Source organism: Nocardia testacea NBRC 100365, assembly GCF_000308775.1.
In the GTDB taxonomy this organism is placed as follows: domain Bacteria; phylum Actinomycetota; class Actinomycetes; order Mycobacteriales; family Mycobacteriaceae; genus Nocardia; species Nocardia testacea.
In genome coordinates this window covers 211,705-225,984 of sequence record NZ_BAGJ01000011.1, presented here as the reverse complement: position 1 = coordinate 225,984, position 14,280 = coordinate 211,705, and the positions used below count along the sequence as shown (strand labels likewise).

14 protein-coding genes are annotated in these 14,280 nt (G+C 69.1%); 2 read left to right on the top strand and 12 right to left on the bottom strand.

Annotated elements, in window-relative coordinates:
- Positions 1-37 precede the first annotated feature (37 nt).
- The gene (locus tag ON38_RS02575) at positions 38-1,009 is read left to right on the top strand and encodes a helix-turn-helix transcriptional regulator (RefSeq protein ID WP_039821936.1); all 972 of its coding nucleotides are present in this window, start codon (positions 38-40) and stop codon (positions 1,007-1,009) included.
- A 159-nt stretch (positions 1,010-1,168) separates the two neighbouring features.
- Here the strand turns inward: ON38_RS02575 and purQ are convergent, their stop codons facing one another.
- Complete coding sequence (purQ, locus tag ON38_RS02570) at positions 1,169-1,846, bottom strand: phosphoribosylformylglycinamidine synthase subunit PurQ (protein WP_039821935.1); 678 nt, start codon at positions 1,844-1,846, stop codon at positions 1,169-1,171.
- Positions 1,843-2,079, bottom strand: coding sequence for a phosphoribosylformylglycinamidine synthase subunit PurS (gene purS, locus ON38_RS02565; RefSeq protein ID WP_030522869.1), 237 nt, complete (start codon positions 2,077-2,079; stop codon positions 1,843-1,845). The genes purQ and purS overlap by 4 nt, the downstream gene beginning before the upstream one ends.
- 141 nt (positions 2,080-2,220) lie before the next feature.
- Here purS and ON38_RS02560 point away from each other — a divergent pair, with 141 nt between their 5' ends.
- On the top strand, positions 2,221-2,865 hold the full coding sequence (locus tag ON38_RS02560) for an MBL fold metallo-hydrolase (RefSeq protein WP_039821934.1): 645 nt from the start codon (positions 2,221-2,223) through the stop codon (positions 2,863-2,865).
- Between the two features lie 13 nt (positions 2,866-2,878).
- Here the strand turns inward: ON38_RS02560 and ON38_RS02555 are convergent, their stop codons facing one another.
- The 10 genes from ON38_RS02555 to ON38_RS02510 all read right to left on the bottom strand — a co-directional run bounded on the left by ON38_RS02555 (position 2,879) and on the right by ON38_RS02510 (position 14,254).
- A complete protein-coding gene (locus ON38_RS02555) occupies positions 2,879-4,240 on the bottom strand; it encodes a dipeptidase (RefSeq protein WP_039822054.1) in 1,362 nt (453 codons plus the stop codon).
- Positions 4,241-4,731: 491 nt separating this feature from the next.
- Positions 4,732-5,562 (bottom strand): EamA family transporter, encoded by an 831-nt coding sequence (locus tag ON38_RS02550; RefSeq protein ID WP_039821933.1) that lies wholly within the window; start codon positions 5,560-5,562, stop codon positions 4,732-4,734.
- The gene (locus tag ON38_RS02545) at positions 5,559-6,077 is read right to left on the bottom strand and encodes a MarR family transcriptional regulator (RefSeq protein ID WP_039821932.1); all 519 of its coding nucleotides are present in this window, start codon (positions 6,075-6,077) and stop codon (positions 5,559-5,561) included. Before ON38_RS02545 ends, ON38_RS02550 begins: the two co-directional genes overlap by 4 nt.
- 98 nt (positions 6,078-6,175) lie before the next feature.
- Positions 6,176-6,877: a DUF2334 domain-containing protein gene (locus ON38_RS02540; RefSeq protein ID WP_039821930.1), complete on the bottom strand. Its 702-nt coding sequence runs from the start codon at positions 6,875-6,877 to the stop codon at positions 6,176-6,178.
- A gap of 138 nt (positions 6,878-7,015) precedes the next feature.
- The gene (locus ON38_RS02535) at positions 7,016-9,190 is read right to left on the bottom strand and encodes a S9 family peptidase (RefSeq protein WP_039821928.1); all 2,175 of its coding nucleotides are present in this window, start codon (positions 9,188-9,190) and stop codon (positions 7,016-7,018) included.
- 70 nt (positions 9,191-9,260) lie between these two features.
- Positions 9,261-10,193, bottom strand: coding sequence for an alpha/beta hydrolase (locus ON38_RS02530; RefSeq protein ID WP_039821927.1), 933 nt, complete (start codon positions 10,191-10,193; stop codon positions 9,261-9,263).
- Between the two features lie 205 nt (positions 10,194-10,398).
- Positions 10,399-10,827: an HIT family protein gene (locus tag ON38_RS02525; protein WP_039821925.1), complete on the bottom strand. Its 429-nt coding sequence runs from the start codon at positions 10,825-10,827 to the stop codon at positions 10,399-10,401.
- Positions 10,828-10,884: 57 nt separating this feature from the next.
- A complete protein-coding gene (purB, locus tag ON38_RS02520) occupies positions 10,885-12,312 on the bottom strand; it encodes an adenylosuccinate lyase (protein WP_174372382.1) in 1,428 nt (475 codons plus the stop codon).
- Positions 12,313-12,318: 6 nt separating this feature from the next.
- On the bottom strand, positions 12,319-12,957 hold the full coding sequence (locus tag ON38_RS02515; protein WP_039821924.1) for a TetR/AcrR family transcriptional regulator: 639 nt from the start codon (positions 12,955-12,957) through the stop codon (positions 12,319-12,321).
- A 112-nt stretch (positions 12,958-13,069) separates the two neighbouring features.
- A complete protein-coding gene (locus ON38_RS02510; protein ID WP_085995324.1) occupies positions 13,070-14,254 on the bottom strand; it encodes a pyridoxal phosphate-dependent aminotransferase in 1,185 nt (394 codons plus the stop codon).
- Positions 14,255-14,280: the final 26 nt, after the last annotated feature.

Sequence of the window (14,280 nt, the reverse complement as noted above, 5' to 3'; positions counted from 1 at the left end):
GAAGGATAGCTTCCGCAATTACTGCGATGCTGAACGAATGTTGAAGACTTCTGCCAGGCTGCTGCGATTGCTGTCGTTGTTGCAGTCGCGGATGGATTGGAGCGGCGAAGAGCTCGCCGCGCGATTGGGCGTCACCGGCCGGACAGTGCGCAGCGATATCGAGAAGCTGCGCGACCTGGGCTACCCCGTGGCCGCGGCGCCGGGAGTGGGAGGCGGGTATCGCTTGGGTGCCGGAGCGAAGCTGCCGCCGCTGCTGCTCGACGACGACGAGGCGGTGGCGGTAGTGGTGGGACTCCGGACATCGGTGGGCGGCGGCGTTTCCGGAATGGCGGAGGCCTCGGTACGGGCGTTGGCCAAGTTCGAGCAGGTATTGCCGCCGCGGCTGCGGCACCAGGTGAGCGGCATGGGCTCGGCGATCGCCGCCGTTCCGAGCGCCGGACCCACCGTGGACGCGGACACATTGAGCGTGATCGCGGCGACGATTCGCGCCCGCGAGCGCCTGCGATTCGACTACGAGACCCACCGGGGCACCCCCGGCGGGCGAGAAATCGAGCCCCATCAGCTCGTGAACTGGGGCCGCCGCTGGTACCTGGTGGGTTGGGATATCGAGCGTGCGGACTGGCGGACCTTCCGGGTGGACCGAATCTCCCCGCGCACTCCCAACGGCCCGCGATTCACTCCCCGGCCGTTACCGGACAACGACGCTTCGACGCATGTGCAGCGGGGCGTCGGCCAAGCCACCTGGCGCTACACGGCCCGGGTGCTGTTGCACGCGTCGGTGGAGTACGTGCGCGAACGCATGCCGCACGCCGGCACCCTGGAACCGGCCGGGCCGGATCGTTGTGTGGCCGAGGTGGGGGCGGACACGGCCCAGATGCTGGCTCTGTATCTAGGACTGCTCGACGTGGATTTCGACGTGCTCGAGGGCGCTGAGCTCACGGCGAGGCTGCGAGACCTCTCAGCGCGCTTCCAGCGGGCCGCCGCCGACGCTTCGGATACCGGCTCGTGACGGCCGGTGGTTCCCCGGAGGTGGCGAGCTACCGTCCGGCCGGTGTCCGCCGGTCAGCGCCCGGGACTTGCGACCTCGCCGCAGTCAGGGCGACATCTTCCGCCTTCGCGGGCGGGCACCTCCCCCGCGGCAGAGCAGCCGCGTAGGACGCCCGGCCCCTCAGGAAGCGACCAGCACGTCCAGTACGGACAGGAACAACCCCAGCCCGTCGTCACTCGGCCCGGTCAACGCCTCGGTCGCGTGCTCCGGATGCGGCATGAGCCCCACGACCCGCTTGTTCTCCGACGCGATTCCCGCGATCGAGCGCTGCGAGCCGTTCGGGTTGTCGCCCGCGTAGCGGAACACGACCCGGCCTTCGCCTTCGAGTTCGTCGAGGACCGTCTGCGAGGCCTGGTAACGCCCCTCACCCGATTTCAGCGGGACCAGGATCTGGGCGCCCGGTTCGTAGCGGGAGGTCCAGGCGGTGTCGGTGGCTTCGACGCTCAGCCACTGGTCGCGGCAGATGAAGTGCAGGCCCTCGTTGCGGGTGAGGGCGCCGGGCAGCAGTCCGGCCTCGCACAGCACCTGGAAACCGTTGCAGATACCGAGCACCGGCATGCCGTTGCGGGCGGCTTCGACGACGGTGCCCATCACGGGCGCGAACCGGGCGATGGCGCCGGCGCGCAGGTAGTCGCCGTAGGAGAAACCGCCGGGGACCACGACCGCGTCGACGCCTTTGAGATCGGCGTCGCCGTGCCAGAGGCTCACGGCTTCGGCGCCGGCCAGCCGGACCGCGCGGGCGGCATCCACATCGTCGAGGGTTCCGGGGAAGGTGATGACACCGATGCGGGCGGTCACGGGACGCGCACCACCTTCCAGTCCTCGATCACGGTGTTGGCCAGCAGCGATTCGGCGATCGAGGCGAGTTGGTCGTCGCTGACGTCGTCACCGACCTCGAGTTCGAAGCGTTTGCCCTGCCGGACGTCGGTGACGCCTTCGAATCCCAGACGCGGCAGAGCGCCGGCTATGGCCTGCCCTTGCGGATCCAGGATCTCGGCCTTCGGCATCACCTCGACCACGACACGTGCCACGGGTTGCTCCTCACAAAAAGGGGTGAGCTGCGTCCGGCGCCGACGCCGGGACGCGGATGGGGTTACCTGAGCAGCCTAATTGCCCGGTGGCCGGAAGGACGCGGCGGGTGACCGAACATATGCGGTACTAGCCTTGCGTGCATGCATGTAGCCCACTTCGGTCACTCCTGCGTACTCGTCGAACTGAACGGGAAGAAGATCCTCTTCGATCCCGGCGCGTTCTCCCACGGTTTCGAAGGCCTCACCGGACTGGACGCGATCGCCGTCACCCATCAGCACGCCGACCATATCGATCCGAACCGGATCGACCCGCTGATCGAGGCGAATCCCGGCGCGCGCCTGCTGTCGGATCCGCAGACCGCCGAACTCCGGGGCGGGGCCTGGGAGGCGCTGCACGCGGGCAATGTGGTGGACCTCGACGGTCTGCGGATCACCGGCGGCGGGGGCCGGCACGCGGTGATCCACCCCGAACTGCCGGTGATCGACAACACCGTCTTCCAGCTGGGCACCGCCGCGAACCCGACCCAGTTCGTCCATCCCGGGGATTCGCTCTGGGTGCCCTCCACTCCGGTCGATGTGCTCGCCGTCCCCGCCGCCGCTCCCTGGATGAAGATCAGCGAGGCGGTCGACTACCTGCGGTCGGTGGCGCCCCGGCTGGCCTTCCCGATCCACTACGGCATCATCGCCGAGCCGGCCTGGGGTGTGTATTTCAGCCGGCTCGACGAAATGCGCAAGGCCGATACCGAATTCACCGTCCTGCGTCCGGAGAACGACGCCGAGCTCTGAACGCGCGGCCGGTTCAGCGGGTGTAGGACGACAGGAACAGCGCCTCGGCGAGCGCCAGGTGCTCGATCTCGGTGGGATCGACGCTCTCGTTCGGCGCGTGGATGAGACAGCGCGGCTCCTCGACACCGAGCAGCATGATCTCGGCGTCGGGGTAGGTGTCGGCGAAGACGTTGCACAGCGGAATCGAGCCGCCCTGGCCCTGGGTGGTCGCGGGACGGCCGTAGGCGGCGGCGAGCGCGGCCTCCATCGCGGTGCGGGCGGGACCGCCCCGGCCGGATCGGAAGGCCGCGCCCGTGCCCTCCGGTTCGACGGTGAGCCTCGCCTGCCACGGGGTGTGCGCTTCCAGATGCGCCACCAGGGCACGGTAGGCGGGATCCGGGTCGATCCCGGGCGGAATCCTCAGGTTGAGGCGGGCGCGGGCCCTGGGCTGGACCGCGGCCGACGAGCCGACTACGCCGGGGGCGTCGATGCCGAGCACGGTGAGCGCCGGACGAGCCCAGAGCATATCGGCGACGGTCCCGTCACCGAGCAGACCGACACCGTCGAGTACACCGGCGTCGGCCCGGAACTGCTCGGCCGGGTATTGCACACCGGACCAGGTGCCCGCGTCCGCGAGCCCGTCCACGGTCGTATTGCCCTTGTCGTCGCGCAGGGAGTCCAGCAGCCGGATCAGCGCGGCCAGCGCGTCCGGGGCGGCGCCGCCGTACATACCCGAATGGACCGGACCGGCAAGAGTTTCCACCGTGACCACCACGTTCACATTGCCGCGCAGTGTTTCGGTGAGGGTCGGTACCCCGACCGCGAAATTCCCACTGTCCAGCACCACGATCGCGTCGGCGCGCAGCAGCTCCGGGTTCGCTTCGACGAAGCGTTCCAGCCCACCGGTGCCCTGCTCCTCGGACCCCTCGGCCACCAGCGTCACCCCGACCGGCAACTGCTCGCCCAACGCCCGCAGCGCGGTCAGGTGCACGACGATATTGCCCTTGCAGTCGGCCGCCCCGCGGCCGTACCAGCGGCCGTCCCGCTCGGTGAGTTCCCAGACCGGTGTGTGCCAGGCCGCCTCGTCGAGCGGCGGCTGCACGTCGTAATGGCAGTAGAGCAGGACCGTCGGCGCTCCGGGTGGGGCGGGCCGGGAGGCGATGACCGCGGTGCTGCCGTCCGAGGTCTCGTACAGTTCGGCGCGGGCGAGCCCGGCCGCGACGAAGGCGTCGGCCACCCACCGGGCCGCTCGCTCGCATTCCTCGGGCGGGAACTGCCGCGGATCGGCGACCGAGCGGAAGGCGACGAGTTCGGCCAGGTCCGCGCGCGCTCGCGGCATGTATCCGGCCACCCGGTCGCGCAGCGCGGCAGTGGCCGTGTCGTCGGCGGAGGTCATGGCTTTCTCCTCGGTGGTCTCGTCGGTCTCGGTACGCGCACGATCCGCGACGACCATGCGTCCCGGGGCGGGCTCGCTTCGCCGCCACCGTATCCGGTGGCCGGTGCCCGCGTGCGCACGAGATCACTGCCGCGCCCGGCGATCCGACGGGGTCGTCCTCCGCACGACATCGGTTGCCGCTGAGGTCGCTGCCGAGTTCGGGCGCACCGGCGACTTCGCCGGCGGGCCCGGGCGGCGGTATCCGGTGTGCGGTGCGCGCCGCTCCTCGGCAAATGGTCATCGATCCGCTCGGTACGCGTCGAGGCTCGCCGGAATACTGGCCTCGAACTACTCGATGTCACCGTGGCCGGGTCCCGGCGCGCCGGGACCCGGCCACGGTGTGGAGTTCGGATCCGCGTCGGACGCGCACGCGGGTGAGTTCCGATCCGCGTCGGACGCGCACGCGGCGCCGGTTCACCGGGTGCTCGGCGGAGCCGAACGCGGTGGCGGTCTCAGTGGAATACGAGCAGCGCGACCGCGAGCAGCGCGGCGACCAGGCCCATCGCCCGTACCCGGGTGAGCTTTTCGCCGAGTGCGACCAGTCCGAGGACGACCGGGATCACCGGATACAGCGAGGACAGCACCACCGCGATCACCACCAGTTGCTCCCGCCCGGCGAGCAGATAGCAGATCAGGGCGATCGCGGCGGCGGCGCCGGTCGCGAGCGACCACACCACAGTGGCGGGCCGCGGCCGCTCGACCGTGCCACGCAACAGTGGTGACAGGGTGAGGACAGCGGCCACCCGACCGGCGACCACCGGCCAGATACCCGCGGCCGGGTCACTCTGGGCCAGGGCCAGATACTGCACCGCGATACCCGCCCCCGCGATCAGCGCGTCACCCGTTCCCGCGGCACGCCCGCCCGCGCCGTCACCGGCGTGGGAAACCAGCCACAGGGCGGGAACCGCCACCGCCACCCCGATCCAGGCCGTCACTGCGGGGCGTTCACCGAGCCACAGCACCCCGGCCAGGACCGGCAACGCGACACCGCCGACCGCGCTGACCGGGACCACAGTGCTCATGGCGCCGCGGCTGAGCCCGCGGAAGAGGAACAGCATGCCCATCCCGGTCCCCATCCCCGAGACCGCGCCCCACAGCATGCTCGCGCCATCCCAGTGCCCGGGGAACAGCGGCGCGGCGGCCAGCGCCACGACCAATCCGCCGACCTGCCCGACGACCGCGACCACGCGCAGATCGATCCGGCGGGCCAGCAGTCCGCCGGCGAAGTCGGAAACACCGTAGGCGGCCGCGGAGGCCAGGGCCAGCGCCGCACCCGCACTCATGCGGACCGGTCCCGTTCGGCCTGCCCCACCGGGCAGTGGGCATCGGTGGTGCACGAACGCCGGTCGCAGAGCCGGCACAGCAGGTCGGCATTTCCGATCTCGGAGTACAGACCGGTCAGGAGCTTGTCGAGCAGCAGCGCCAGGGTCTCGCGTTCGGCGGTGTCGAGCGGCTCCAGCACATACGCCAGCCCGCCGCTGCGGGCGGCCAGGATATTCGCCGCGGCCTGCCGGCCGCGTTCGGTGAGGCGGACGGCGATCTCGCGACCCTGTCCGGGCCGGCGTTCCACGAGTTCTCGCCGCAGCAGGGTGTCGATCATGCGCGCCGCCGCCGACTGGCTCGACCCGACCCGGCGCCCCAGTTCGGTGCCGCTCAGCCCGGGCGAGCCCGCCAGGACCACCAGCGCCGCGGCGGCACTCGTTCCGACACCGGTGTCCTCGGCCACCCGTTCGAGCATCAGATCGGTGACCGCCAGGGCGGCGGCGCCCAGCAGGTTCACGGTGCGGCTATCATGCATGACTCATGCATAACATGCGGAATATGGCCGAGTCCACTCGACTCGGTCCCGGAAGATGGAACCGCCGCCCCGCTATCGCCGAATGGGGCGGCGGAGTCTCAGGCCGCGCGCACGGCGCGCACAGGCTCCCAGCGGTACACCTCGCTGCGCGCCCCGTGATAGAGCGCGAGGTCCACGGCGTCCAGCATGGCCTGCCGCGGACCGGGCCGGCCCAACTGCGCGGCCGAAACCGCCAAGCGGAGCACCCCGCCCCGCCGCGCGGTACGCGCGGCGCCCAGTACCAGCGCGCGGCACCACCAGGGTTCGGCGCGGATCCCCTCACCGATGCCGTACACCCGCGCCTTCTGTACCGAATCGCGTTCCAGATCCTGGATACCGGTCAACCCGAGCGAGAGCCGGAAACCGACCTCGGGCAGCGCCGCGGTCGCCCCGGCGGACACATCCCAGCGGGGCGCGGCGAACAGGCGGGTGCGCAGGCCCACCTGCTCCATGGCCCGGTCGGCGGCGGTCAGCCGTAACAGCGCCTCATGCCTGGGCAGCGTCGCGAACTCGGCCCGGCGCCGTTTCGTCGCGGCCTGGTCGTAGCCGTGCAACACCACGGCATCCCCGCGACCGCGCCGGCCGCGCAACCAGGTCTGGGTGGTGGGGTCGTCGGCGAGCCGGTAGCCGCCCTTCAGCCGCGGCGCCACCAGCAGCGACAACCGCACCCCGCGCTGATCCATCTCCTCGGCGAAACCGATCGCCGCGTCCCGGGTGGATTCCCGGACGCCCGACACCGAAACGAGCAGCTCAGCGTTCATGTACCCACACTGACAGCCGCAGGTGTCCGGGGCGTGCAGTACCGATGACCTGCGCATGCAGGTCCGGTGACCGGCCCGTGGAGCGGATATGGCCGGGCGGCGAACATCGGGACACGATCCGGCCGCCGCCCGGCGGGCCTACTTCTCCCCGAGACCGACGGTGTCCAGCACCCAGGCGTACTCGAAGGCGACCTCGCGCCATTTCTCGTACCGCCCGCTGACGCCGCCGTGCCCGGCGCTCATCTCCGTTTTGAGCAGCAGCGGCGAATCACCGGTCTTGGTGGCGCGCAGTTTGGCGACCCATTTCGCCGGCTCCACGTACAGCACGCGGGTGTCGTTGATGCTGGTGATCGCGAGGATGGCCGGATAGTCCGCGGCCGCGACATTCTCGTAGGGCGAATACGACTTCATGTATTCGTAGACGTCCTTGTCCTCCAGCGGATTTCCCCACTCGTCCCATTCGATCACCGTCAGCGGCAACGAGGGATCGAGAATCGAGGTGAGCGGGTCGACGAAAGGCACATTGGCCAGCACCCCGGCGAACAATTCCGGCGCGATATTGGCGACCGCGCCCACCAGCAGCCCGCCCGCGCTACCCCCGTCGGCGATCATCCGATCCGGCGCGGTGGTTCCGTTGTCGACGAGATGGCGTGCGCAGGAGACGAAGTCGGTGAAGGTGTTCTTCTTGGTGAGGGTTTTGCCGTTCTCGTACCAGAGCCGGCCCATCTCACCGCCGCCGCGGACATGAGCGATCGCGAACACCATGCCGCGATCGAGCAGCGACAGCCGCGATACCGAGAAACCCGGGTCCATACTCGCTTCGTAGGAGCCGTAACCGTAGAGCAGCAATGGTTTCGGGCCGGTGGCGCGGTCGGTATCGCGCCGGGCGACGATCGAGATGGGAATCCGGGTGCCGTCCGCGGCCACGGCCCAATCACGGTGCTGCACATAATCGTCCGCGTCGTAGCCGCCGAGTACCGGCTGCTCCTTGCGGAGCAGCAGCGCCCCGGTCTCCACCACGTAGTCGAAGACCTGGGTGGGTGTGATGAACGAGGTGAGCCCGAGTCGCAGGGTGGGCTGATCCCATTCCGGGCAGGAACCGAGCCCGGCGCTGTAGAGCTCCAGCTCGAATTCGAGTTCGCGCAGTTCGCCGTAGCCGTCCGCGCTCAGCGGCCATACCGCCACCCGGGGCAGCGCCTCGCGGCGATAGCTGAGCACCAACTGCCCGGCGAAGGCATCGACATCCTCGAGCCGCACATCGTCGCGGTGCCCGATGAGGGTGCGCAACCGGGACGGATCGTCGGCCGGTGCCTCGGCCAGGACGAAGTTCTCCGCTTTCGCCCCGTCCACGACATCGTTGTGCAGGATCAGGAACCGGTCCTCGCCCGCCACCACCGCGTGCTCCGCCGAATACTCGACTCCCTCGCGGCGAGGTAGCAGTACCCGGAACTCACCGGTCGGGTCATCCGATTCCAGGATCCAGCCCTCGGTGGTGATCTTGGACCCCACCCAGATCATCAGATACTTCTCCGACCGGGTGGCGCCGACGCTCACCCAGTAGCGCTCATCCGGCTCGTGGAATACCTGCACGTCCGCGGTCGAAGTATCGCCGAGCCGGTGCCGCCACACCGTATCCGGCCGCCAGGATTCGTCGACGGTCTGATAGAAGACATGGCTGCCGTCCAGCGACCAGGTGGCGCCGGGCGCGGTCCGCGGAATCTCGTCACCGAGCAGTTCCCCGGTACGCAGATCCAGGAACCGCAATGTGTAGCGTTCGTCGCCGGCGGTGTCCACCGAGAAGGCCAGCAGATTCCCGTCGTGGCTCACCGAGAACGCGCCGAGCGCGAAGAAATCGTGCCCTTCGGCCAGCACATTGCTGTCCAGCAGCACCTGCTCGCCGGGTATCTCGGTCCCGGCCTCGAGCTGCGGAGGCGTCCAGGCATCGATCCCGGCGGCGTTCGCGTCGATCGGGCACCGGCAGTGCACACCGTACTGTTTGCCCTCGTAGCTGCGCGAGTAGTACCAGTACTCACCGAGCCTGGTCGGCACCGACAGATCGGTTTCCTGGGTGCGGCTCTTGATCTCGTCGAAGATCTTCTCGCGCAGCGGTGCCAGATGCGCCGTCCGGGCCTCCGTATAGGCGTTCTCGGCCTCGAGGTGGGCGATGACCTCCGGGTCCTCTTTGTCCCGCAGCCATTCGTATTCGTCGACGAATACGTCGCCGTGGTGTACCCGCTCGAACGGAACCCTCTTCGCCGTGGGCGCGACCGCCGCGGGCGCCGCGTCGGTTACCGGACTACCACTGTCAGCCATGGCCACCACCGTAGCGGCCCGCGCCGGACCACCGCGGGTGACCGCGTCCGGCGGCCACCGGCCGAGTGGATCAGGCGCCGATCGCCGGGCCGATGGTCGGCCAGGACGCCTTCAGATGGTCGTTCCAATACGACCACGAATGCGTACCGACCGGGCTGTAGTCGACCCGCAGCGGCAGCCCCGCCGCGCGCGCCTTGCGCTCGAACGAGATCACACAGGCGTCGACGGCGAATTCGATCGGCCCGCCGAGCACGATGTTCTCCGGCAGCTGCGGTTTCAGCTCCAGTTCGTGCGGCCCGGGCAGACCGGTGCCGGTCGACAGGAACAGCGTTTTACCGCGCAACCGGTCCAGCATCAGCGCAGGATCATGGGCCGCCCAGGCCGGGCTGCCGGCGGGCCCCCACATATTGTCCGGGTTGCCGCCCCTGGTCATGATGGAGAACTGCACCGCACCGGCCGCCATCCCGGAATCCGGGCAGGCACTGTACCCGGCCACGGCCGTATAGAGCTGCGGATGCCGGGCCGCCAGGATATAGGCGGCGTGCCCGCCCATGGACAGGCCACCGATCGCGTTCTCACCGTTACCGGCGAAATTGCCGTCGATGATCGGTGGCAGCTCCTGGGTGAGGAAGGTTTCCCACCGGTAGCGGCCCAGGGCCGGGTCGTCGCGCTGCCAGTCGGTGAAATAACTGGCCCTACCGCCGACGGGCAGGACGACATTGACATTCTTGCCGAGGAAGAACCGCTCGGCCTCGGTGGCATTGGTCCAGGTGCTCTGACCGACTCCCGGATCGAGCCCGTCCAGCAGGTAGTAGCCGGGCCGGCTGCCGCCCCCGGCCGGATGCAGCACCTGCACCTGCACGACCTGGTTCATGGCGGGCGATGCGATGAAAACCGCCGAACGCGTCGGGCCGAGTTCATCGATCCGGACGACCTCGGCCGCGGCGGCCGGAGCGGGCCGGAGGACAGGGAGCCCGGCAGCCGAACCGATCACCGCCAGCATCAGTACAGCCAACCGAAAATACCGCACGATCGCACCTCCCTGGCCCACCCCGGAAACTAGCTCATGCCCATGCTCACCATCTCGCTCGGCGATAGCGCACTGTCAGCATATTCACAGCAAACATACCGACCATAATCGAAAAACGATCTTACGTGCCCGTTTCGATACGAACCGGGAAACGCTTCGCGAGTGGGGAACCCGGCGCTCACCGCCCCCGCTGCAGGGCCCCACGGATGGAACCGGCCAGATAGTCCAGATCTGCCCGCGGCGGCGTCCGGGGCCGCCCCCGCAATCCGAATCCGTCGCCCGGGGTGCGGGGGATGACGTGCAGATGGACGTGGAACACCTCCTGCCCCGCGGTCACACCGTCGGCCAGGAAGAAGTTCACCCCGTCGCAGGCCACCTCACTGTCCCGCAACGCCGCCGCCAGCCGCTGCCCCACCTGGAACAATTTCCCACCGAGCACCGGATCGAGCTCGGCGAGCTCACGCGCCGGTTGCTTGGGCACCACCAGCAGATGCCCAGGCGTCATAGGCCGGATATCCATGAACGCGAGCACATCATCGTCCTCGTACACCCGGCTCGCCGGCGCCCGCCCGGCAACGATGTCGGAAAAGATCGAATATGGATCCATAGGTGTATTTTCTGCGCCGCCACCGGCATCGCGGCATCGAGGCCCCGCGCCGAAAACTCAGAGGATCGGCGACGGCGTATACCGGGCAGCTTCCGGATAGGCCGCGACCAGCTTGCCCACCTGCGCTGCCACGTCGGCCACCTGCGCGTCGGCCGCGCCGATGAACGCCGACTTCTCCGCCAGGGCGGCGTCGAGGGCCGCCCGGTCCAGGGGCAGCCGGTCATCGGCGGCCAGCCGGTCCAGCAGATCGGGTTCGCGGCCCTGCTCCCGCATGGCCAGCGCGACCGCCACCGCGTGTTCCTTGATCACTTCGTGCGCGGCCTCGCGGCCGACCCCGGCGCGGACCGCGGCCATGAGAATGCGCGTGGTGGCGAGGAACGGCAGGTAGCGATCCAGTTCGCGGGCGATCACCGCCGGGTAGGCGCCGAATTCGGCCAGAACGGTCAGGAAGGTCTCCATCATGCCGTCGATGGCGAAGAAGGCGTCCGGCAGCGCCACCCGGCGCACCACCGAGCAGAAGACATCGCCTTCGTTCCACTGCGCGCCGGCCAGTTCGGCGGCCATCGAGCCGTATCCGCGCAGCACCACCTGCAGGCCGTTGACCCGTTCGCACGAGCGGGTGTTCATCTTGTGCGGCATGGCCGAGCTGCCGACCTGGCCCGGCTGGAAGCCCTCGGTCACCAGTTCGTGGCCGGCCATCAGCCGGATGGTGTGGGCCAGCGAGGACTGCGCGGCCCCTATCTGCACCAGCGCGGACAGCACATCGTGATCCAGGGAACGCGGGTAGACCTGCCCCACGCTGGTCAGCACGCTGGTGAAGCCCAGGTGCCGGGAGACCTGCTGTTCGAGGGCGGCCAGTTTCGCGGCGTCACCGCCGAGCAGGTCCAGCATGTCCTGCGCGGTGCCCATCGGGCCCTTGATCCCGCGCAGCGGATAGCGGTCGACGAGCTCACGCAGCCGGGTGAGTCCGATGAGCAGTTCGTCGGCGGCCGAGGCGAAACGTTTGCCGAGGGTGGTGGCCTGCGCGGCGACATTGTGCGAGCGGCCGGCCATCACCAGCGTCTGATATTCGACGGCCCGTTCGGCCAGCCGGGCCGCCACCGCGACACCGTGGGCGTGGATATGTTCCAGCGAGAGCCGGATCTGCAACTGCTCCACGTTCTCGGTGAGATCGCGGCTGGTCATCCCTTTGTGCACGTGCTCGTGCCCGGCGAGGGCGTTGAACTCCTCGATCCGGGCCTTCACATCGTGCCGGGTCACCCGTTCGCGTTCGGCGATGGAGGCCAGGTCGACCTGTTCGACGACCCGTTCGTAGTCCTCGACCACGCCGGGCGGAACATCGACCCCGAGTTCGGCCTGGGCGCGCAACACCTCGAGCCACAGCCGCCGCTCGAGCACGATCTTCTGCTCGGGAGACCACAGATGCACCAGCTGCGGGCCGGCGTAGCGGGTGGCGAGGACGTTGGGAATCAGGTCTGAGGTCACGTCCGGTCAGTCTAATGACCGGTAGCGGTCGATCGGCTGGTGCGTCGCCGGAGCGACGATATCGATGACCTCGAGCAGGGCGCCGCGGGCCAACCGGCGGGGTTGCGGGTCGGATTCGCTGAGGGCGGCGACCACCGCGCCGTCGACGACGGCGACCAGCCGGCGCAGTTGTTCGGGCCGCACGATCCGGTCGGATCGGCGCAGCACATCGGAGAGCAGCTCGTCCAGCTGCCCGCGTAGTCGAAGCTGGACCTCGCGCAGCTCGGGGTGCCGGGCCGAGGCGACGGTGCGTTCGTAGCGGGCGATCAACCGCCCACGCGCGCCCTCGTCCACACCTTCGGGACCGATCAGCAGATCGAGCACCAGATCGACGGTCGCCTCCGCACCGCGGCGGCGGTGGGTCACCTCGCCGATCCGCCGCCGCATGGCCTCGAGTTCGGCGTTGCCGCTGAACTCGACCGCCCGCGCGATCAGATCCTCGAGCGATTCGAAGTAGTAGGTCGTGGAGGCCAGCGGCAATTCGGCGCGGGTCGCGACCGAGCGATGCCGCACCGCGTCGAAACCGCCTTCGAGCAGTAACTCGGCAGCAGCCGCCACCAGCGCCTGGCGACGTCGTTCACCCTTCGGAGTCGTCGCGGTTATCACCGTGCCATCGTGCCAGTCTTCATCAATACTTCCGTGCGAAATCAGGGAAAGGGAAAAGAACCATCGATGTTTCTACCGTATCCACGCGGTGATGTTGTCGTACTGTGGAAAATCATTGCCGCGCATGGGGTTGGCCTGTGCTCCGCCGCAAGTGGTCCCGGAGCCGGATGAGCGCCGCCTCGATCTCCGCTGTCGCTCCGGCGAAGGAGAGGCGGACGGTGCGATGCCCGTTGACAGTGTCGAAATCCAGGCCCGGCGCCAGCGCCACCCCCGTGCCGGCCAGTACATCCGCGCACCAGGCCATGGAATCGTCGGTGAGGTGGCCGATATCGGCGTAGGCGTAGAACGCGCCGTCGGCGGGCGCGAGGTCGGTGATACCGAGCCCGGCCAGCCCTTCCAAAAGGATGGCGCGGTTGATCGCGTACCGGTGCACATGGGCGTCGAGTTCGGTGCGCGCTTCGTCGCCGAACGCGTGCACCGCCGCGTACTGCGAGATCGCGGGCGGGCAGACCGTCATATTCGAGGCGAGCCGCTGCAGCGCCGGGCGCAGTTCGGGCGGCGCCAGCATCCAGCCCAATCGCCAGCCGGTCATCGAGAAATACTTCGACACCGAACCGATGACCACTCCCGAGCGGGAGGTCTCCCAGGCCGAGGCGGTTCGCTCACCGCCGTAGGTGATGCCGTGGTAGATCTCGTCGGAGATCAGCAATGTGCCGTGCGCGTCGCACCAGCGGGCCAGGGCCGCGAGTTCTCCGGGGTCGATCATGGTGCCGGTCGGGTTGGCGGGACTGGCCACGATCAGGCCCCGCGGTGGCTCGGGAAGTTCTTCGAGCATGGCGACGGTCGGCTGGAACCTGGTCTCGGCGCGACAGTCCAGTTCCACCACCCGGCAGCCGAGCGCCGCCAGTGTATTGCGGTAGGCCGGGTAGCCGGGCCGCGCGACCACCACGGTGTCGCCGGGATCGAACGCCGCCAGGAAGATGAGGGTGAACGCGCCGGACGAACCGGTGGTGACCACGACGTCGTCGGGATCCACCGGATACCCGTAGGTCCGGTGATGGTGTCCGGCGATCGCCCGACGTAGCGGCAGGATGCCGAATGTTTCCGTGTATCCGAGCAATTCGGCATCGATGGCGGTCTTCGTGGCACGCAGGACCGGAGCCGGTGCGGGGGTGGAGGGTTGCCCGGCCGCGAGACTCAGCACGTCGCCGTGGGTTCGGGCGCGTTCTGCGGCGGCTTTCCAGACATCCATCACGTAGAAAGGTGGGATGGTCGAGCGCCGGGATTCAGTGGACACCCGACCGACGGTAGAACACCGCTTCG

Bases quoted from the DNA above. Each gene is read 5' to 3' on its own strand.
- ON38_RS02575 (WP_039821936.1), top strand. From the start codon at position 38: ATGTTGAAGACTTCTGCCAGGCTGCTGCGATTGCTGTCGTTGTTGCAG.
- ON38_RS02560 (WP_039821934.1), top strand. From the start codon at position 2,221: ATGCATGTAGCCCACTTCGGTCACTCCTGCGTACTCGTCGAACTGAAC.
- ON38_RS02555 (WP_039822054.1), bottom strand. From the start codon at position 4,240: ATGACCTCCGCCGACGACACGGCCACTGCCGCGCTGCGCGACCGGGTG.
- ON38_RS02550 (WP_039821933.1), bottom strand. From the start codon at position 5,562: ATGAGTGCGGGTGCGGCGCTGGCCCTGGCCTCCGCGGCCGCCTACGGT.
- ON38_RS02545 (WP_039821932.1), bottom strand. From the start codon at position 6,077: ATGCATGATAGCCGCACCGTGAACCTGCTGGGCGCCGCCGCCCTGGCG.
- ON38_RS02540 (WP_039821930.1), bottom strand. From the start codon at position 6,877: ATGAACGCTGAGCTGCTCGTTTCGGTGTCGGGCGTCCGGGAATCCACC.
- ON38_RS02535 (WP_039821928.1), bottom strand. From the start codon at position 9,190: ATGGCTGACAGTGGTAGTCCGGTAACCGACGCGGCGCCCGCGGCGGTC.
- ON38_RS02530 (WP_039821927.1), bottom strand. From the start codon at position 10,193: ATGCTGGCGGTGATCGGTTCGGCTGCCGGGCTCCCTGTCCTCCGGCCC.
- ON38_RS02525 (WP_039821925.1), bottom strand. From the start codon at position 10,827: ATGGATCCATATTCGATCTTTTCCGACATCGTTGCCGGGCGGGCGCCG.